19 protein-coding genes and 1 pseudogene are annotated in these 19,257 nt (G+C 64.1%); 8 read left to right on the top strand and 12 right to left on the bottom strand.

Annotation, left to right across the window (positions count from 1 at the left end):
- Nucleotides 1-100: 100 nt before the first annotated feature.
- The gene (locus tag NOCYR_RS10235) at nucleotides 101-1,159 is read left to right on the top strand and encodes a hypothetical protein (protein ID WP_014350295.1); all 1,059 of its coding nucleotides are present in this window, start codon (nucleotides 101-103) and stop codon (nucleotides 1,157-1,159) included.
- 201 nt (nucleotides 1,160-1,360) lie between these two features.
- Nucleotides 1,361-1,549 carry an SDR family oxidoreductase gene (locus NOCYR_RS30750; RefSeq protein WP_048833237.1) on the top strand — a complete coding sequence of 63 codons (189 nt, stop codon included), beginning with the start codon at nucleotides 1,361-1,363 and terminating at the stop codon, nucleotides 1,547-1,549.
- 198 nt (nucleotides 1,550-1,747) lie between these two features.
- Here the strand turns inward: NOCYR_RS30750 and NOCYR_RS30360 are convergent.
- The 10 genes and pseudogenes from NOCYR_RS30360 to NOCYR_RS10275 all read right to left on the bottom strand — a co-directional run.
- Nucleotides 1,748-1,885: pseudogene (locus tag NOCYR_RS30360) on the bottom strand (Tn3 family transposase); the annotation flags it as partial.
- A 171-nt stretch (nucleotides 1,886-2,056) separates the two neighbouring features.
- Complete coding sequence (locus tag NOCYR_RS10245) at nucleotides 2,057-3,067, bottom strand: hypothetical protein (RefSeq protein ID WP_014350296.1); 1,011 nt, start codon at nucleotides 3,065-3,067, stop codon at nucleotides 2,057-2,059.
- A 139-nt stretch (nucleotides 3,068-3,206) separates the two neighbouring features.
- A complete protein-coding gene (locus tag NOCYR_RS10250) occupies nucleotides 3,207-4,445 on the bottom strand; it encodes a WD40 repeat domain-containing protein (RefSeq protein WP_014350297.1) in 1,239 nt (412 codons plus the stop codon).
- On the bottom strand, nucleotides 4,446-5,594 hold the full coding sequence (locus NOCYR_RS10255; RefSeq protein ID WP_148280588.1) for an effector-associated domain 2-containing protein: 1,149 nt from the start codon (nucleotides 5,592-5,594) through the stop codon (nucleotides 4,446-4,448).
- Nucleotides 5,595-5,760: 166 nt separating this feature from the next.
- The gene (locus NOCYR_RS29190; RefSeq protein WP_148280589.1) at nucleotides 5,761-6,711 is read right to left on the bottom strand and encodes an alpha/beta fold hydrolase; all 951 of its coding nucleotides are present in this window, start codon (nucleotides 6,709-6,711) and stop codon (nucleotides 5,761-5,763) included.
- Between the two features lie 804 nt (nucleotides 6,712-7,515).
- Complete coding sequence (locus tag NOCYR_RS10260) at nucleotides 7,516-7,896, bottom strand: NUDIX hydrolase (RefSeq protein WP_231856058.1); 381 nt, start codon at nucleotides 7,894-7,896, stop codon at nucleotides 7,516-7,518.
- 230 nt (nucleotides 7,897-8,126) lie between these two features.
- A complete protein-coding gene (locus NOCYR_RS10265) occupies nucleotides 8,127-8,888 on the bottom strand; it encodes a hypothetical protein (RefSeq protein WP_014350301.1) in 762 nt (253 codons plus the stop codon).
- 5 nt (nucleotides 8,889-8,893) lie between these two features.
- Nucleotides 8,894-9,796, bottom strand: a complete 903-nt coding sequence (locus NOCYR_RS10270; protein WP_231856059.1) for a radical SAM protein — start codon at nucleotides 9,794-9,796, stop codon at nucleotides 8,894-8,896.
- Nucleotides 9,797-9,801: 5 nt separating this feature from the next.
- Entirely contained in the window at nucleotides 9,802-10,032 is a 231-nt protein-coding gene (locus NOCYR_RS30365) for a hypothetical protein (RefSeq protein WP_231856060.1), read from the bottom strand.
- A 154-nt stretch (nucleotides 10,033-10,186) separates the two neighbouring features.
- Nucleotides 10,187-10,711 (bottom strand): hypothetical protein, encoded by a 525-nt coding sequence (locus NOCYR_RS10275; protein ID WP_014350302.1) that lies wholly within the window; start codon nucleotides 10,709-10,711, stop codon nucleotides 10,187-10,189.
- Nucleotides 10,712-11,003: 292 nt separating this feature from the next.
- Here NOCYR_RS10275 and NOCYR_RS10280 point away from each other — a divergent pair, with 292 nt between their 5' ends.
- From NOCYR_RS10280 to NOCYR_RS10295, 6 genes are all read left to right on the top strand, one after another.
- Entirely contained in the window at nucleotides 11,004-12,320 is a 1,317-nt protein-coding gene (locus tag NOCYR_RS10280; RefSeq protein WP_148280590.1) for a helix-turn-helix domain-containing protein, read from the top strand.
- Nucleotides 12,317-13,210, top strand: a complete 894-nt coding sequence (locus NOCYR_RS10285; protein ID WP_014350304.1) for a phosphotransferase family protein — start codon at nucleotides 12,317-12,319, stop codon at nucleotides 13,208-13,210. Before NOCYR_RS10280 ends, NOCYR_RS10285 begins: the two co-directional genes overlap by 4 nt.
- Before the next feature lie 347 nt (nucleotides 13,211-13,557).
- The gene (locus tag NOCYR_RS30995; RefSeq protein WP_419538298.1) at nucleotides 13,558-13,875 is read left to right on the top strand and encodes a DUF6083 domain-containing protein; all 318 of its coding nucleotides are present in this window, start codon (nucleotides 13,558-13,560) and stop codon (nucleotides 13,873-13,875) included.
- Nucleotides 13,876-14,033: 158 nt separating this feature from the next.
- Nucleotides 14,034-14,633 (top strand): hypothetical protein, encoded by a 600-nt coding sequence (locus NOCYR_RS29195; protein ID WP_148280591.1) that lies wholly within the window; start codon nucleotides 14,034-14,036, stop codon nucleotides 14,631-14,633.
- 795 nt (nucleotides 14,634-15,428) lie between these two features.
- The gene (locus tag NOCYR_RS10290) at nucleotides 15,429-15,641 is read left to right on the top strand and encodes a helix-turn-helix transcriptional regulator (RefSeq protein ID WP_048833238.1); all 213 of its coding nucleotides are present in this window, start codon (nucleotides 15,429-15,431) and stop codon (nucleotides 15,639-15,641) included.
- A 53-nt stretch (nucleotides 15,642-15,694) separates the two neighbouring features.
- Nucleotides 15,695-16,852: a tyrosine-type recombinase/integrase gene (locus NOCYR_RS10295; RefSeq protein WP_330981623.1), complete on the top strand. Its 1,158-nt coding sequence runs from the start codon at nucleotides 15,695-15,697 to the stop codon at nucleotides 16,850-16,852.
- A 487-nt stretch (nucleotides 16,853-17,339) separates the two neighbouring features.
- Here NOCYR_RS10295 and NOCYR_RS10300 read toward each other — a convergent pair whose 3' ends face one another.
- Both NOCYR_RS10300 and NOCYR_RS10305 read right to left on the bottom strand, forming a co-directional pair.
- Nucleotides 17,340-18,083 (bottom strand): ABC transporter ATP-binding protein, encoded by a 744-nt coding sequence (locus NOCYR_RS10300; protein ID WP_014350307.1) that lies wholly within the window; start codon nucleotides 18,081-18,083, stop codon nucleotides 17,340-17,342.
- Nucleotides 18,084-18,100: 17 nt separating this feature from the next.
- Entirely contained in the window at nucleotides 18,101-19,156 is a 1,056-nt protein-coding gene (locus NOCYR_RS10305; protein ID WP_048834066.1) for an FtsX-like permease family protein, read from the bottom strand.
- Between the last annotated feature and the right edge of the window lie 101 nt (nucleotides 19,157-19,257).

The raw sequence follows: 19,257 nt of genomic DNA on the forward strand, positions 1-19,257 counted from the left end.
GTGGCGTCGTGGCGAGGGCCAGGACATGTCGGAGCGTCGCAGTATCCTGGTACCGCTCGGAGGTTGCCGGGCAGAACGTCTTGGGGCGAGGAGCCATTCATTGAGCGCGAACCAGTATCGAAGCCAGCTGAACAACAAGCGCAAGCAGCGCATTGACGCCGAGAAGAAGGCCGGTGAGTTTCGGACCAAGGAGTCGAAGAAGCGCGCCGAAGCTGCGGCAGCGCGATTGGCGGCCTCGAAATCCAAGACCGACTCGACCGTGAAAAGCAAACTCCGCGAGGCCGAGCGCAAGGACAAGGAAGCCGAAACCGCCGGGAAGGAAGCCGGTCAGTGGCAGCTGCGGGCTAGCACCTATGCCAAGAGCGAGGTCGACCTCCAGACCAAATTGGCCAAGGCCGAAAAGTCCGAAGCCGATGCCGCCGAGCTCAAGCGCAAACGAGAGGAGCAGCGGACTCAGCGCCTCGCGGCGGGCCAGCGGGCTGAACTCGAATCCCGGGTCGCGTCGACCGAATCCGCGGTCGAGCACGTGCTTCGCAAGCTGCCGGCGCCCAAACCAGAGAAGCTGCGAGTGCTGATCCTCGGGGCTTCCGGCGAGGGTGATCTCCGGGTGGGCCGCGAGCAGAAGCGGATCCGCATGGCCGTGGATGCAGCTCTTCATCGCGACCAGATCGACTTCGATGTCCGCCCCGCGGCGACCCCCGCGGACCTGCTCAACGGGCTCAGCGGGTTCCGCCCTCACGTGATCCATTTCTCCGGTCATAGTGGTGACGATTTCCTGGTGTTCGAGCAGGACACCGACGAACTCAACTCGGGTATGGATGTCGCCGCTGGCGCGTTCGCCCGCGCGATCCAGGCGACCGACACTCCGCCGCTGCTGGTGCTGTTGAACTCGTGCAACTCCGCAGCTCAGATCGATGGTCTTGTCGAAGTCGTGCCGTTCGCGATCGGCATGGCCGACGAGATCGACGACGGCGACGCGATCAACTATGCTGCCCAGTTCTATGCCTCGATCACCGACGGTCAGTCGATCAACTCCGCTCACCTGTCCGGACGATCAGCCCTCGAACTCGCAGGGTTGCGCGGCGCCGACCTGCCGACCCTGAAGTGGGCTCCCGACGTGGATCCGAGCGTGACGATCCTGGTCAAGGCCATGGAGTAGCAGCGACAACTCCTTGGCCGCGCGTGCACCCACGCCGAGTCGGCGTTCCCCGCATCACCCGTAGTGGGTGATGCGGGGGAACGCCGACTCGGCAGCCGTGCGTGGTGCCGCGATCGGGCATGGCGATCGTGTCGACCCTGGCGAGCAGGGTCGGTCTGGCCCCGAATATTCGATCATCGGCGTCGATGCCGCGCTGACCTCATGGGCGCTGGACGGCTGCGGGTGCGTGCCAGCGCGCAACCAGGCACCGTGGAGGGGGCCGCTGCGATGACCGCACTCGGTCGCATCGGCCAACCCACCGATATCGCCGACCTCGTGGCGCTCCTCGTTCACCCTGACAGCCGCTGGGTCACTGGCCAGAACATCCGCGCCGACGGCGGATTGACCTGACCGAATACCCGGGCGTGCCGCTGAATTTCGTTGTCGCAGTTCAGGACTAGGCTGAGCGCGTGAATCTTCTCTCCATGCCCTCGTAGTATGCCTGGCGCATCTCACTCTTGCGGCCGTGATACACCGTCCGAGCCAGGTCGGACGGCCTTCGGTGAGGTTGGACTGGCGTTTGCCCGCCCGCCGGCACGTTTCGTCGTCGGCCAGCCGCAGGATGTGCAAGGTTTTGAAGATCCGCCCATAGTGTGCGATCGCTTCGCCAAACGCGGTCGGGCGGCCGTCATGGGAGACCACGCGAGTGACCTCGTGCGCGGACACCTCACCGGTGTTGATCGACACCGTGCCCCTTAGTTCTGCAGCCGAAAGATCCCGGTCTCACCTCTCGCTTCGCCATCGATGGCGTATGCCGCGGTCTGGGGGCCACTGGCGAATACTCGCACTTATCCGCCCCGCATGCCGGTAGCCGGCTGCGAGTTCTCGTCAGCCACGAAGTGAATGGTCGGCGACGTGTTAGACCGGGGTCGGCGGAAGCCAGGGGTTGTCCGGATCGATGCCTGCCTCCTCGAGGTATCGACGTGACGAGATGATCCGGTGAAGTTCGCCGGTGGGCAGCGGCTTCCAGATCTGGTCGATCTGGCCGATGTCCACGTCGTCGCATAGTCGTTGGCATTCGATGCCGAGCGTGCTGTGGTCGCAGCGGGCGTGCTGATCCACATAGAGCCGACTGCCGTTGTTCGGGCCATAGATGAGGATGCCGCAGGCCAAGTTGAAGTCCCGGAACTGAGCCGGGATGACCTCCCAGAACGCGGCGGGGACTTCGGTCCACGGCAGCACCGTGCCGCGGAACGGTGGCAGGGGTGGCAGGGTCTCGGTGCGTTCCGGTGGAGCGAACTCGACCACCAGTCGGCTGCCGTCTGCGCCAGGAACGAGTTCCCAGGTGAATGGTTCGGTCCGCGCGAAGCCTGGGATTTGCAGCGGAATTCGGCCCGCTTCGCGTGCGTGCAGTGCGGGGACCAGCAGGGGGTCGACGTGGATCGGTAGGTGCACGAGCGCGACTTTGCCTCCCGATTCTTGGTCGAGCACGCCTACCAGCTCGAGTCCGTCGGTGGATGCAGCGTCAGTGCCGATCATGGCCATCACTGCGGTGGCTTGCCCCGGCGGCGCGCTGGGGACCTTGATGGCCGAAGCCGATAAGGAGGTGCCGCTGACTTCTCGTAGCTCGGATTCGGGGAACCAGAGGCACAGGGCGGCTCGCCAGCCTTCCAGGATCGGCGACGGCTGCAGTTCCCAGCGGTCGATTGCGTGCCGATCGCCTGGCCGTAGTGCATCGCGTGCCCGGTCTACGTAACCGAATTGCGCGTAGTTGTTGCTGTGCAGGCTGAATTTGAACTCCCCGGCCCTCCGTCGTGGAGCTAGGTAAAGTTCGTTGGTGACCCTGTTGCCGCTGCCGGTCCACGCTCGCCACTCTGCGGATCGCCGCCCGTCCGGCGCGACAATCACGAAACGCAGCGTGTTGATCATCGGCTGCTCTCCTCCGGCCATACTGACGACAACGAATCATGGCTGGCAATCGTTCCGCAGTCGGTCGCAGACTCTGCTCTACAGCGGTCGAATTCGGGTCGATCGTCGACGGCCCGCCTGTACGTAGTCGGCCTCTGCTCTACATCAGCGAGACGTCCCACAGTTGCACCGTACGTCCGACAGGAACTGCGAGGTGGCGCCCATCTGGGCTGAAGGCAACGGAGCCGTTCAACCCGCGGGCGGCCTCTGGCGCGGTCGTGAGGTTTAACGACCTACGAGCTGTGCGGCGTTGGACGTCCCAGATGTCAAGCCCATACCCATCGAAGGTGCCGGTAGCGAGCAGATCGCCCTGTCGGGTGAACTCGACCGCTCCGCCCTTACCTCGCAGGATTGATATCAGGCTCCGAGCGTTGACATCCCATACTTGCACTTCGTCGAATAGCGGGTTTCCCATAGGATTGCTGAGTGGATCGCTGAGGCTGATCGCGATCATCGAGCCATCCGCCGAGATGTCGAAATCGTCCACGTTCCGTGCGTGTCTATTAGGGTTGTCTGCAGCGATATCGGTCAACTCGGGCCGTGCCGATTTCTGTGTGATGTCGATGAAACCTACTAACGGGTGAGTTCCGGCTTCTCCGTACTCGCCGGAGCGGCCGGCATGGGCGAGAATCCGGTTGGCGTCGGAGAACTTGAGGGTATGAGGCTGATAGGGGAGGTGTGTCGAGTGGAGTAATTCAGGGGGGTCGACTCGCCATACGTCGAGGTAATTTCTATTGGGCCCGCCGGTTCCGCCGGGGGCGTATGTCACTGATGCAGCGAGTCGGGTTCCGTCGTCGCTCAGGGCTACGGTGGTGGAGCCGTTCTTCTGTCCGCACCGTACCGAGGGTGATGTGGAGATCGGCTTCGTTCTCTGCCAGACTCCTATGCAGCGCTCGTCGCGGTAGGCGACTCCTTCGGCGCCGACGGCGAAGGCGCCGAATCTGCCCAGCTCCAGCGTACCCGCCTTTATTCGGGATTCCTGTTCCAGGTTCCACACTTGCACATCGATGGCGGTGCCGTGGGTCGGTAATCGTGCCATCGTGAGGGTCGACCCGTCGTTGGAGAACGCGAGGTGTGCGCGCCTGAATCCGTTGCCGTAGGCGAAGAGAATTGCCCGCAGCGGTTTGTCGTCGCGAGGCGACATGCTGAGCCAGGACCCTGTTTGTCCGGCGGGGGTAGCTGACGGAGAGGCTGGCGCGGCCTCTTCGGCCGCGCCGACTCCGGGGTCGGTGAGGTCGATGCCGAGGGCTCCGGCACCGGTCACTGCCAGGGTCAGTGCAGTGCCTCCGAGGATCGCGCGACGTCGGGTGAGGAATGGCTGAGGATTCCTTTCATCCACTTACCATTTCACCCACTTCCCGTTGTTTACGGTATAGGTTGGAAGGCTGTTTGCTGTGGTGGCCGTTTGAAATGGTGCGCCGTCGTTGTCGATGGTTGTGCTGTGGTGCTGTCCCATGGAAGACCACTCGACGGCCAGTTTCCAATTCACGATACAATCGCATGCCGCTCGCGGGTCGAAAGTGGCCTTGATGTCGAATTGTTCGATCTCAGTATTGCTCACGGTGAAGGCAAAGCTCATGCCATTGTTGTAACTGATGCGTGGCGGAGAATCATTGAGGATGATCGTAAAATTGCGGACATTGGTACTGCCGCCGCAGGGCTCGTCGAGCACAGCTGTTTCGGCGTCCATCGGGGTTCGGCTGACCTCGATCACTCTCATACTCTGGATATTTACCGCGTCCGAACTTCTCCCTTGTATCGACAATTTCATGTAAGTCTCGTTTAGATCTATCCCCCCTGCGGCGTGGGCCCACGTGTAATCCATCTCACTGGGGTCTGGTACAGGTATCTCGTCCGGCGGCTTTCGAAAGGTCCACATGTTCCCGCAGCCAGGATCTCCGCTGTCGGCGTTGTTGTCGTCGTAGGCAATGGAGACGGTCAAGCCGGGACCTGATTCCTGTGTGGTCGGGTTCCCGGCCCCAGTTGTGTTGGGGCTTCTGTCTGGTCGCAGTAAGGCGTAGGTAACTATGATGGCAAGCGCCAGGGCCGGCATGCCGATCAGGATTGCAATGTTCGTTCTGCTTGCGTGGCGCTGCGGCGGGTTCCGTGGTGGCGGTGCCAAAGTGCCCTCGGGCCAGTGGTGATCGATCAGTTCGATTGCGGCGGCTACAGCTGGGTCTTGTATCGGCAGGGTGCTCTGTAGTGCGTAACGCAGCGCGGAACGTCCGTCCTCACCGAACTCGATGCAGACATCGACGAGTGTGGCAACGTCAAGTCCAGGTTTGCCTGAAATCGGGGTTCTGTCCCGAATGTATCCGGGCAGCAGCCCGGCGAACTGCTGACGCGCGATAGGGCTCCTGAGGTCGCCGATGCTGGACAGAGCATCGACGAGACGTCGCCTTGCTACGACGTTGGTTTGAGGGGCGGCCGCTCGTGCTTCGGATCGGCGTTCGTTAATGGGGTTTCCTGATGGATGGAAATCTGTCACGGTTCCGTCCGTGTCATCGTGTCCTCGTCGTGGGGCTGTGGCCATTCGGCTCGTATGACCTTGAGGGCTTGCCGGAGCATGGGATCGTCGGGGAAGCCGAATTCGAGAGACACCACCAACGCTTCCCGCCCGGTTTGGCCGAATTCGGCGCAGACCCGGACAAGTGTCACCAGGTCCAGCCGCGCGTTTCCGGATCCAACCGGTGCTCGCTCTTGGATGTAGGGGGGAGTTCCATACCCAGTTGTACCCGCGCCACAGGGTTTCGTAATGTCGGTACCTCAGCAAGGGCGGACGCGATACGACGCGCCGACTCTGCGGAACATCCTGTAGCGGGTTCGGTCACGCTGTCGTGTGAGGACTCCAGGAGCGGAAGCTCGTCGCGTGCTCCTGATTTGGATGCGCCGGCCCCATCGTGGTGATCCAATTCCGATTGAATCCGGGACTTCACGATTCTGTATACGAGGTCGGTAGATGCAGTCGGTTTGATAATCGACGAGTGGTCACCCGGAAGCGTACCGCTGAACCGGAAGACACTCGCGGCAGACTGTGGGAGGACGATCCTGTCCTCCAGTCCGGCGAATGTCTCGATTTCGATCGGGACCGAATTGCTGGTCGGCTCCTGGCAATAGACGATCTGCTGGAGAACCTTCTGCTGAGTCTCGAGAATCTTCGAAGACAGCGGGCGGAGGTCTCTTTCCTGCGGGTTCCGCAACAGCCATTTCCGGGCAGAAAGCATGAACTCGGAACCTGAGTTCGGCGTGGCGAACATCATGATACGTCGTATGCGCTGGAGTCGTTCGGCCCGTCCTTGGTCCAGTTGCTGTGCCAGATATCGCTGGACGATCAGACCACCTTGACTGTGGGCGAGCACCATAACCGGCTGATCCGGGTCGAACTCCTCACGCAACGCTGTGTCGAGATATCGAGCCAATTCGTCGAAGTCGGGTATCTTCCGCTGAACGCTCATGTTGACAAGACGGGTCGGATACTCGAAGGGCAGTACGCTCACGCGCCCAAATATCTCCGGATCCGCGCGCAAGAGCTCGATCATGGGTTGCCACGTGCGGCTGCTCGACAGTATCCCGTGTACCGTAATCAGCCCGATGGTTGCCGGCACGTACGTCCTCCCCGCCTGTCATCTGAGACCTAGGTTCTTCGGATCGTACTCGTAAACGGCGGCGCCGCAGCGAAATCAGGCGAGCTGTTCCTGGTCGGTGCAATCGGCTACGAGCTGATCCTCAGCTAACGATGCGTGGTGGGATGACCGCCAGCGCTGCCGAGCAGTAGGCGGCATGTTGGGCGAACGCGAAGCAGGATGGCGGGATGGGAAAGCCGCGCAGTAGTGCATGGCCCCAGAGCTCTTGTGGGGCAACACTGCGTGCACTCGACGGATCGCCTTGCAGCAGCCTTGAGCGTCTCAGAATGCTCTGTTCTGAGGAAGTGGTTACGGCATCTCGTATCGCCTCAAGTCTGCCCCTAGGACATCGCGGTTGCCTCTCCCGCACAGTGTGGAGGTCCGGTCTTAGGAGCATGCCGGTCTGTGGCAGAACCGCCCAGCAGGGATGGCGACCGGATCAAGCCCTCCAGTTACCATCTGTCGCAGTGTGGGGGTTTGACTTCCGTGTGTAGCTCGGCATCGATGATCTCGCTCAGCTGGGCGCGGGACCGTGGTTACGATACTGCGGATATGCGAGGCGCTGACGGGCCAGACGGAGCCGGGCAGGATCGGGCCGCTCCTGGGCGACTGCGAGCACACCGGTGGCGGAGATCAGTCTGATGCGCTATGTCGTGCCCGCGGATGACCTCAGCCATTGTGAGCTCATCCGCCGTGCGAAGCCGTAAGCATCGTCAGATGGCCTGTCCATGGCTGTGCGGGCGCGAAGAGGTCGTGCTCGAAGAATGGCTGCGGTGCCAGATCTGATTACCAGCCGTATATGGAAAAGGCTCTGTCCTCTGCGATGTGGTCTAACGCTGTCTGGCAGTAGTTGATCATGTGATCGGGGCGCGCGTTGATAGGGAACCAGCGCAGTTCGGCGCATTTATCGAGTTCCCGGTTGGTGGGTTCGCCTGCCCAGGTGTCGACGGTGAAGAAGAAGGCGATGCGTCCGCCGGTGGATGAGTTGTGCATGACGTGAGTGAACTCGATGTCGGCCGGGCGGATCCGGACACCGATCTCTTCGTCGGCTTCCCGAATGAGGGCGTCGATCACGGATTCGTCGGCCTCGAGGTGGCCCGAGGGCAGGTGCCATGCGCCGTCCTCGTAGCCGGTGTTCTGCCGCTGGCCGAAACAACACCTCGTCACCACGGCGCAGTAGCAGGTGAACGTCTCCAGTCACTTTGTGCCGCTGAGGTTTCGTCGTTTGGGCAGGACGTGTGGTGGCTTCCAAGGGACAGCGCTCCTTCAAGTGGTGTTTGGTACCGCGAGGACAGAGCGTAGGTCACTGGTCCACGCGCTGGTATTCGTCGGATGCATATCCGCGCGGCCGTCGCGCGCGGTGAGTCCCACGCGCTGTGTCCCGCCAAGATGCGCGGCTAGAAGCGCAGCTTCAGGACATGCAGACGAGCCCCGATGCCGAGCCGCACGGCTGTACTGCTTCGTTGCTGGGACGGATCTGTTCGTGGGCGTTCAGAACAGCTTCCATTTCCGGAGGCTTGGATGACCTCGGCCAGTTGTTCGCGTGTCATGCGTTTGCGGAGTGCGTCTTCGGAGGCTTCTCGGGCGGCGCCGTATTGCCACCAGACTTCTCCGGTCTTGCGGTCGGAGACGAGGAAGCGGTCCTTGAGTGCGGGTCCGCGGACGACCAGTGAGACGGTGTGTGGTTCGGCGACGACAGCGTGGACCATCGAGTGGTGCAGTGCGTAGGTCGCCCCGACTGGTTCGGTGCGTGCTTGGAGTACGGGCAGTTTCGCGGGGTCGATGTGTTCGTCGATGTCGGTGTTGCCGAACAGGTAGTGGCGGTAGTGGCCGCGCAGGATGCGGCTGGCGTAGCTCCAGCGGTGGTTGTGTGGACGGTCGAAGTAGCCGGGCAGGAAGATGTGCAAGCGTACGCGGACGCCGGTGTCGGGGTTGTCGTGCAGGACGATCTTGTCGAGGATGTCGTAGTGCTCGCACAGGTTCCACAGCTCGGGTCGGTCGGGGAGTTCGTCGAGGCGGTTGCGGACGAGGTCGGGTTCGGCGGCCAGGTCGTCGAAGAACTGGGCGGCGTGGTTTTCGACCTGGTCGATGTCGTGCCAGTCGATCCCGGAGAGCTTGTGTGCGACGGTGTCGAGGCTGCGCGTGGTGGGGTTGGTCATCTTTCTCATTCCTCGGGTTTGGCGCTGGATTTCCACAGTCGGCAGACGGGCACGATGTCGTCGTAGGCCGAGCATGACGAGGCGCCCATGACGAGTTCTTCGGCGGGGCAGCCGCCCATGCAGGAGCTGGCTTTGCAGCCGCCGCAGCTGCTGGTGGTGAGGGCGCTGGTGAACAGGTCGAATTCGTTGGCGCCGTGGTTGAGCTGGACGTGGCCGTCGACCATGTGGGCGAAGTGCAGGTCGGTGTCGAACAGGTAGGAGCAGACATAGGCGCGGCCGTCGGGGAAGATGGAGATGCGGTCGAGGGTGCGGCCGATGCAGCCTTGGTAGCCCTCGCGGGCGTAGCGGTCCATCTGGTCGCGGCGGGCGTAGGTGGGCTGATACCAGACGCGTGTCTGGTAGTGCGGGGCGATGGTGTTGAGGGTGTCGCAGAAGTCGATCCATTCCGGCGGTGTCATGGCCATGTCGGGGTTGCCGTGGCCGGTGCCGATGGTGGAGAAGACGTGGAATTTGAGCAGGCTGACGCCGAGTTGGTCGCTGATGTCGAGCAGGTGCAGGACGTCGGCTTCGTTGGCTTTGTTGTCGGTGCAGATGATGCGGGTGTCGAAGCCGCGTTCGGTGAGTTCGGCGGTGGTGGCCATGGCGGTGTCGAAGGTCCCGGTGCCGCGGACCGCGTCATGGGTGGCGGCGCTGCCGCCGTCGAGGCTGACCTGGATGTAGGCGAAGTCCGATGGTTCGAGTTGCCGGAACTTCTTGACTGCAGGGGTTTGTGCGTTGGTGGTGGTGATGACGTGCTCGTAGCCGAGCTTGCCGGCCGCGCGGATCGCGTCGCAGAAGTAGGGGTGCAGGGTTGGCTCCCCGCCGAGGAGGGTGACTTTGCTGCCGCCGAGCTTGCGCCAGGTGCTCAAGGTGTTCACGATCGCCGGTAGCGGCAGTTTGAGCGCGCGGTCGAGGCGTTCGCCATGTAGCAGTGTTCGCATCGCAGTTGGCAGGCTTCGGTGATGTAGAGGTAGACGTTGCGGAACCGGCCATAGGGGACGCGGTCGACGCGTTCGGGTTCGGGCATGTCGATGTTGCGCGGCATCCGCGCGTGGCCGTAGCCGTCGGTCCGCGGTGTCGGGATCGGCAAAGGGGTGGAAGTCATTGGGCAACACTCCGGGAGATGAGAAGCGGGGCAAGCAAGTTCGCCGCGCCGTTGATACTGGTGGTGGTGTCGAGCTGGGTGACGGGCACGCCCGAGTCCACGAACGCGGCTCGGATGCCCTCGGCGGCGTGCTGGTAGCGGCGAATGCGTGCCTTCAACAGCCGCGGGGCGTCCCGCGCCGCGGATGCAGTAACCCGCCGCACCTCGCGCACGCCCAGGCGTCGTCGGCGCGCGGAATGGCGGGCAGCCGTGGGTCGCCGATCGGATCGGGTTCACAGCGGTGGCAGACCTTCCTGTTCTTGGCCCGCTGCTGCAGCGTCTTGGCGTCGGTCGACACCTCGACCGCCTCGATGCGCGCCTCCGGAACGAGGGCTTGTCGTTCGGCGAGTAGTTGATCGACTTGTCGTGCGGCGCCGGGGAAGTTGTCCAACAGCACCGTGTGGAGGTGCGGGTCTTCGGCTGTCGCGGTGAAGAAGGCTCGTAGTGCGGCCGATACGGTGTAGTCGTCGATCCAGCCGAGGTGACGGCTGTCAGTCGCGGTCGCGGCCAGCACCTCGCGCGGGACATGCTCACGCAGCCGGAACACCCGCCGGCCTGGTGCCCCTCCGAGCAGGGTCGTCAGGGTCGTCTTCCCGGCTGCGGGTGGCCCGAACAACGCAACTATCAGCGACAGACCCATCTCGCTCCTCCTCGTCGAAATGCCGAAACCGACTGCGGCAAGCGTGCGGCGGGGCAGACCGTGAAACCATCACGGCGGCGCATAACGAGGTATGCGTCGAAGGCGTAACGTGTTGTGCGGCAGCGTGATAGCGTCGCTCGATCATGGAGTCTGAGGGGGCGATTGGTCCCGCGACTGATTCGGGAGCGGCGGGGTGACACGGAATCCACAGCCGGGACGGGCCTGTACGAGGTGCGGCGCACGACTCAACCGGTACAACACCGGCACCGTCTGCGGCCCCTGTGACTCCGGCGTGCTGGAACCACCCGACCTACCCCGAGCGTTCTGGGAAACCGAACGGATGCGGGAGGCCCTGGCCACCTGGCATATGGGCCGCGTCGTCTACGCCTACCGAACCCACCCACACCATGGACGCCCGTTCGGCCAGGAGACAGTCGCTGGCTGGCTCGGCCTCACCCAAGGCCAGCTCAGCAAGCTCGAATCCGGTCGAGCCCCCGAACAGCTGAGCAAACTCATCCGCTGGGCACAAACCCTGCGCATCCCCGCCGACCTGCTGTGGTTCTCCCTCCCGCCACACGACACCGATACCCTCGACCAGGTGAACCGCCAAGACTTCCTGCGCGCCGCAGCGTCGATCGCGGTCGCCCCCGCCGCGATGACCGACCTGATCGGCGCGCTGGAACCGACACCGGTGCCGTCGATGGTCGGGCCGCACGAGACCGCGCAGCTGCGCGAGGCGGCGAGCATGTTCCATTTCTGGGACCACGCCTACGGCGGCAGCGTTGTCCGCGACGCCGTCGCCGCCCAGCTCCGCTACGCCGTCCGGCTCCTCGAAGCCCGCTGCGCCGACCGCCACCGCGGCGAGTTGTTCTCCGCCGTCGGTGTCCTCAGCCACACCGCTGCGTTCATGGCCTTCGACGCCTACGCCCACACCGACGCCCGCACCATGTTCAAACTCGCCCTGTCCTGCGCCGAAGAAGTCGACGACTGGCAACTACGCGCCAAAATCCTGTCTTCGATGGCACGCCAATCCATCTGGTGCGAGAACCCCGACGCCGGACTCACCTTCGCGGAACTGGCCCTCGTCCGCGCCGATCGCCTCACCGCAACCCAGCGCGCCATGCTGCACACCACCCGCGCCCGCGCGTTCGCCAAAATGGGGCGCGTGCAGGACACCATGGCCGCCGTCGGCAGCGCCGACGACGAATTCGACCACGCCAGCCCTAGCAACGACCCCGTCTGGATGGCCTATTACGACCACGCACAACACGCCGGCGACACCGGACACGCACAGTTCGACCTGGCCACCGCCGGCCGATTCATCGAAGAGGCACGCACTCGGCTGGCCATCGCCGTCGACGGACATACCGACCAGTACGTCCGATCCCGTGCGATCTCGGGCACCAAACTGGCGACCCTGGTGATGACCGTCGGTGACCCCGCCGAGGCCGCCCTCATCGGACAACGCGCCCTCACGGACGCCGGTCATCTACGGTCCCGCCGCGCCACCGACGACCTGCATGCCCTGCGCCGCGCCGCCACCCAGCGTGCCGACCAGCCTGAGGTCGCTCCACTGTCTGCCCGTATCGACGAGCTGCTCAATCCATGACTACTGACACTCACGACGCTGCCCTGGAAACGCTGCAGGTCGCATGCATCAAGGCCGGGCTGACGCTCGACGGCGCGATCGTGCTGAGCCGCAGCGAAAACGTGCTCTACCGGCTCGAAGTAGGAATCGTCGCCCGCGTGACGCGCCCGGGCCAGCAAGCTGCAGCCCGCCGGGAAGCCGCCGTCGCCGACTGGCTCGAAGCTTCCGGTGTGCCGGCGGTGCAAACCTGGCCGGGCATCGACCAACCCGTCGTCGTCGACGACCGCGCGGTCACCTTCTGGCGCGAACTACCCCCACACCGGCACGGCCGCCCCGCCGAAATCGCGACCGCACTACGCCGACTCCACAACCTCCCACCACCCGAACTCGACCTCGGCACCATCGACCCATTCGTCCGCCTCGACCACCGCATCGCCACCGCCACCACCATCTCCGACGACGACCGCGCATGGATGCGTGACCACCTCGCCGAACTACGCGAGCGCTGGCGCAACGTGCCGGCCGGGCTGCCTTGGTGCGTCGTCCACGGCGACGCCTGGGGCGGCAACGTCGTCGCCACCGACAACGGCGAGGTCTACCTCCTCGACCTCGAACGCACCTCCCTCGGCCCACCCGAATGGGACACCGTCCACACCGCCATCAAACACCACACCTTCGGCTCCATCACCAACACCGACTACCGTGCATTCTGCGACGCCTACGGCCACGACGTCACCGTCTGGGCAGGCTACGAACTACTGCGCGACCTGCGCGAATTCCGCATGACCTGCATGGCCGCCCAAAGCGCCACCGAAAACCCCACCCATCGTGAACAGGCCGACCACCGAATCGCCTGCCTCCGAGGCAAATGCGGCCCGAGACCATGGCGAGGCTGGCGGCCCATTGCATGAAGTGTTGGTCAGTTCGAGCGGAGGCGATCCCACCGCGGTTTCCGGGGATGGGCACCCTCGCGCTGCGAGGTCTGACCATTCGGCCCACCTCCAGGTGTGGCTCTACATGAAATGCTAAGGACTACAGGAGAATTCCCGCCGCAACAACGTCAACATAGCGTACTGTCTTCCGTTGTGGAGATCGTTGCGTGCATGGTGTGCGGTGCCAGGAAGGGGCGCGAGAAAGGCCTGTGCCGCTACGCACGGTGGCGTGTGATGAATGCTGGGACAAGGCGGCTCAGTTTCCCGAGCGTGAACCAGCGCGCCCCGACGTCGAATTAGTCGCCGACCAACTCCGTACAGCGCCGGTGGTTGATCCGAGAGAAGGTTCGCCTACTTTCTGTAAGTATTGTGATATGGAAGCTTTGTGGCACCGGACGTTGAATGGCCGTTGGATACTGCTGGAATGCGGCGCCTACCCAACCTTTCAGGTCCCGCCAGGAAGGCGTTGGCGGGTCGCCGGTGATGGCACGGCTGTGAATCTCGGAGGAGCGAACCCGACCGACGAGTGTCGGATTACCCACTTCGACGTGTGTCCCGCGAGGCGAGCGCCTGAGGACAGTCCGCTGCTGCTCGCGGTGTGGCGGGGACATCGGCGCGAATGGATGGCGCGCGAACATCAGTAGGCCGCCGACTGCAGAACGCCTGCCCGGCCGGCATCGGAGGTACGCCACGATGGTGTCACGACTTGTGTGCAAGCCTCTGGGGTACACGACGGCGAACTGAACTTGGCTCAGCCTGCCAGTTTGCAAGGACCGATAGGTAGACCGTGGCTAGATATTTGGTGGCATGGCTGGCGGGCTGCGGCATCTGCGGCCGCGAGTTTCCCGAGGCAGAAGTGCGATTCCGTGTGAACCATGTCGGGGGCCAAGCCGCTGCAGACCGCACTGCTCGCGCCGCCCTGCGCGCCATCGCGCACGCCATGGGCTGGTATTTGCCAAGCGATTATGACCTGAATGACGAAACGCGGACGCGGTGCCCGGATTGTGCCCGTCAATGCCGCGCCAGCGAACCAACGACGCTGTATCTGGTCAAGTCAGAACGCCGTCGAGCTCTCAAGATCGGTGTGGCCCGAAGAACGTCCAGTCGGCTGCGAGTTCATGGCCGACGTGGTTGGCGCGTCGTCGAATTGAACGGCGAGCAATGTTGGTGGCTTCTTCGGCGGGTCGATGCGCTCGCCGTCGAGCAAGCCGTCATCGCGCGATGGCGAAGCGCGGGCGTGCCGATGGCTCCAGCGTGCGCCATCGCCGCCGAGAATGGCTACACCGAGACTGCCAGCCTGGATGCGGCTTCGGTGCCTGACACTGTCGGCTGGATCGAAGAACTCGCTCGTGGACACCTTCTGGAACTCGACACGTCAGGAACCGGAGAAGGCGGACACTAGACGCACATGGCGCATGCAAGTCAATCGCGCGGCGGTCGAAGCCAAGGGCTGGTTCGCAGAAACTAGAGCCACGGGAAACTCCCCCTCCGGGACGCGGTCCACAGGCGTCGTCGGTGTGATCGGCTTCAGCTTCTGCGTCGACATCCGGATCGACGGCCGGTTGGGCGTGGAGGACAACTGCGGTTGCCGGCTCCTCCGGTATGTCGTTTGTTATGCGGTGTTGAAAACGGCCGTCGCCGACGGAGTTGAAGGAATGTACCCGCCTCACTCGATGTCAGGAGCGTTCCCCATGCCCTCATCCGTGCACATTCGTTCACCGCGCTATAGCTCAACCGGTTGCGAGACCTAAACCTGGTCCACTGGGGTGTCCCAGTCGGCCACATACGACGCATAGCTTCGTGCGGCGTTATGGACTGACCTCGCGTCTGGTGTGCGGTCGTCTTCAAGCGCAAATGAGTCGGTCCCGATTGCACAGTTGAATCAACGGCAGAAGCTGCTTGCCGCGGCAGGTGATTGCTGATTGTCCACTGCTGGATCGCATTACCACGTTCGGCGCACGAGCCAGATCACATTCTCTCGCGGAGGCCGCCGTGTGCGCCGAACCCGATTGCCGCAGCGGGGATTGCCCGAATAGCGGGCAACAGGAAATGGGTGGGATTGATCGCTTGACGACTCCGGTCCCACAGAGCGTTGATTGACGACCCGTATTCAGCTGGACGTCTCAGTCGATCGTAACCGTCTGGGGCAGCGCTGATTTCGGTGTCGGAGTCCGAGAGATCGAGCAGGAGACATCTTATGAATGAGAACGAAGGTTACTTGCGGGCGAAGGACTGCGAGAAATTGACGGGAATTCCGGAGGCCACCTGGCGATGGTGGGCACATATCGGATACGGTCCGATCAGTTTCAAGCTGGGGCCCCGCCGCCGGGTATGGCGGAGGTCTGCGGTGCTGGCCTGGATTGCGGAGCAGGAGCAGGAGCAGGCGAGCCGACGTGGTGAGGCTGCGTGATGGCGGCGACTCGGAACCCGCGGTCGGGGATCGAGGATCGCTGGTATCCGACGGTGGTCAACGTGGATCCGGTGACCGGGAAGATAACCAAGAAGAAGGTCAAGTCCGCGGAGCGTTTCGGAAAGGGAAAACGTTGGCGGGCCCGGTACGTCGATCCGAATGGTGTCGAGCGGTCGCGATCGTTCGACACCAAGATTGCGGCGCAGGCCTTTCTCGACGCCGAGGTGACGACAAAAGTCACAACGGGCGCGTGGGTTGATCCCGATCGCAGTGGGGTGTTGTTCGGTGTTGTTGCCGAGAAGTGGTTCGCCACAAAGAAGTTCCGGAAACCGAAGACCGTGGCAGGTTATCGATCGCTTCTGGATACGGTTGTGCTGCCGAGGTGGGAGTCGGTCCCGCTGCGCGACATCGAGTTCGAGGACATCCAGGAATGGGTCGTCAGTCTGTCGGAGTCGGGTAGCACGCGGTTCGAGGGTCGTGGTCTGTCGGCGTCGCGGGTCATTCAGTCGTATCAGGTGTTGGGGCAGATTCTTCGGTTCGCGGTGAAGTCGAAGCGGTTGGCTTCCAATCCGGCCGAGGATGTCGAGTTGCCGTCGATGATGGCGGGGGAGCGGCCGTACCTGTCTCACCTTCAGGTGTTGAAGCTGGCGATGGCGGCTGGTCGGTTCCGGCCGTTGGTGCTGACGCTGGCCTACACCGGTCTCCGGTTCGGTGAGGCGACGGCGCTTCGGGTGATGGACGTCGATCTCGACGCCCGCCGCATCCGGGTGACGCGGTCGGCTACCTACGTCCGTGGTGCGGGCACGGTAGTGACCGACACTAAGAACCACACGGCCCGTGCTGTCCCGGTCCCGGAGACGTTGGCGAAGGAGCTCGCCAACCTCATGCAGGGGCGTCGGCTCGACGCGCTGGTGTTCCCGAGCTGGAAGGGCGGCTACCTCGAGTCGACGGAGTTCCGGTGGGTGTTCGACCAGGCCGCCAAGGCGGCGGGGTTGAGCAAGATCGCTCCGCATGGTCTGCGCCACACCGCAGCGTCGTTGGCGATCAGTGCCGGGGCGAATATCAAGGTGGTTCAGCGGATGCTGGGGCACAAGACGGCCACGCTGACGCTGGACCTGTATGGGCACCTGTTTGCGGACGATCTCGACGCTGTGGCGGTCGGGATGGACGCGGGGGCCAGGACTGCTGCGGACCGATTGCGGACTGCGTGAGATGACAACGTCGAAAGCGACGGCAAAAACACCGCCTGACCTGGTGCCGAGTGTGGGACTCGAACCCACACGTCCGTGAGGACAACGGTTTTTGAGGCGGTCGCTTTCGACGTTCGCAGTGGTGGGTCAGTGTTGGCTTCCATGGTGTTATCGCGCTGACCAGCGGATTTGTTTGTTGGTCTCGTTGGTCGATATCGGCACGCTCAGATGCTGCTGCGGACTGGTTGCGGTCTGAACCGCGGGGTGAACCACCTGCGATATCGACGTCCTTGCGCACGGAATTCAACGGTCGATCGAACAGCTCGCTTCCCGCGCCGGAGACAGCCGACCAGGCGACTGATCCGCCCGGAGACACATCGCGGTGTCCGGCGATGAATGGCCTGGTCGACCGGCCCGGCGCACATCACTACTCTGGTGTCGCCACCTGATACCAATGGGCCTGTGTCATGGCGATCCGAAGATCGTCGCGGCTGGTGCCCCGCGAGCACTACGCCAGGACGATTTCGCCTGGCCGGGTATTCGTGAACATGGTGTCGAGCCGTCCGTCGACCATGCGGTACACGGCGTCCATTCGGGACAGGTGGGTGCGGTCGTGCGTGACCAGCACGGTGGGGGCCCGGTGCGTACGCACCATCTCCAGGATGAGATCGATGACGGCCGCACCGCGTTCGGAATCGAGCGCGCTGGTCGGTTCATCGATCACCAGCAGCGCGGGTTCGTTCATCAACGCGCGGGCGATGTTCACCCGTTGACGCTGCCCGCCGGACAGCTGCGCGGGCCGTTTACCGGCGTGGGCGGCCAGCCCCACCGAGTCGAGCAATTCCATTGCCCTGGTGTGGGTTCGGCGGCGCCGGGCAGTGGAGCTGTACCAGCGCTGCCCGAGGTGACCCATTGCCTCGAGCTGTTCGACGGCGGTGAGCGCCGGAACCAGGTTGGCCTGCTGGAACACGATGCCGATGGACGAACGGCGCATCGCGGCAGCGTCGCGGCGCGACAATGCCGCCAGATCCACCCGTCCCGAGGCGGTGTCGAGGCGAACCTGCCCGGAATCGGGGCGGATCAGAGTGGAGACGACGGCGAGCAGGCTCGACTTCCCAGACCCCGACGGGCCGGTGACGGCCGCGATCGTCCCGGCGGGCACGTCCAGGCTCACCCGGTCGAGCGCCGTGATCCGGTCCGCGCCATCGGGGTAGGTGAGGGTGACGTCGTCGACGGACAAACCCGTGGTCATGGCAGTTCCTCCAAACATCAGCGGGCCGCGCCGAGCGCGGTGAGCGGGTCGGTGGTGAACAGGAAACGCAGTGCGAACGCGGCTCCGCCGAGTCCGAGCAGGATCAACGCGCCCGCGGGCAGCAGGGTGGTCGCGGGCGCGATGACGAACGGCACCGCATCGCCCATCAGGCTCGCCGAGGCCACCGTGATCCCCAGTCCTGCCGTGACGCCGGCCACCAGCACCATCGCCGCCTGCGCCACGGCGTCGCGTACCAGCGCGGCCGAGGTGGCGCCGAGGGCCTTCAGCGTCGCGATATCCGGCAGCCGCTGGATCGTCCACACGGTGAAGAACGCGCCGATCACCAGGGCGGAGATGGTCAGCAGCAGCAGCGTCATCAAGGTCAGCGAACCGTTTTCGGCCTGGTAGGAACCGATCGCTTCCAGCGCATCGGCGGGCGTGGCCGAGACGGTGGCGGCGGCGTCGTCCACGGCGTCGCGATCCGGCACTCCGGAGACCGCCAGCACCGTTGCCGCGCCCGAACGCGGACTCACCGACTGCCAATCGGACAACGTCATCCAGACCACGGGCGTGTGGCTGTACCACTCGTCCCCGCGGACCGCCGACACGGTGAAACCGCGGCCGCCGAGGTCGACCTCGTCGCCGGGGGACGCACCCAGCGCCGCGGCTGCTCCGGCACTGAGGATCACGGCGCCAGGATCGGTTGCAGTGCGATTGCCGAACGCGGTTCCGTCCGTCCCGAACAGCGCCACCTGGCTGGGGGCGGCCGAGCCGGTCGCCGGCGTGGCACGGGCGCGGCTGATTCCGATCGGTTCGACCGTTGCACCCGACTGCTGCCAGGTGGCGATCTGTTGTCCGGTCAGGGCGGAGGTGTCGAAGGACGCGGCCGCGCCGGTGTCGGCGAAGACGACCGCGTCGGCGTCGATTCGCTCGATGGCTGAAATGTTCTGGTGCGCGAGGCCCGCGGTGAGCCCGCTCAGAAAACTAACCAGCAGCGCGACCAATGTGACGACCGACGTGATGAGCGCGAAGCGGCCACGGGCGGCGCGAAGATCTCGGAGTGCGACGAACATGAGCCCCACGATGCCGGGATCGGGCGCGCGAACCATCGCGCGCGCGAACCAACCGCCGACGATCGAAGGTCGGTGCCGTCTTTACACCTTTCGATGGATGC

Origin of the sequence: Nocardia cyriacigeorgica GUH-2 (genome assembly GCF_000284035.1) — a bacterium.
Lineage (GTDB): Bacteria > Actinomycetota > Actinomycetes > Mycobacteriales > Mycobacteriaceae > Nocardia > Nocardia cyriacigeorgica_B.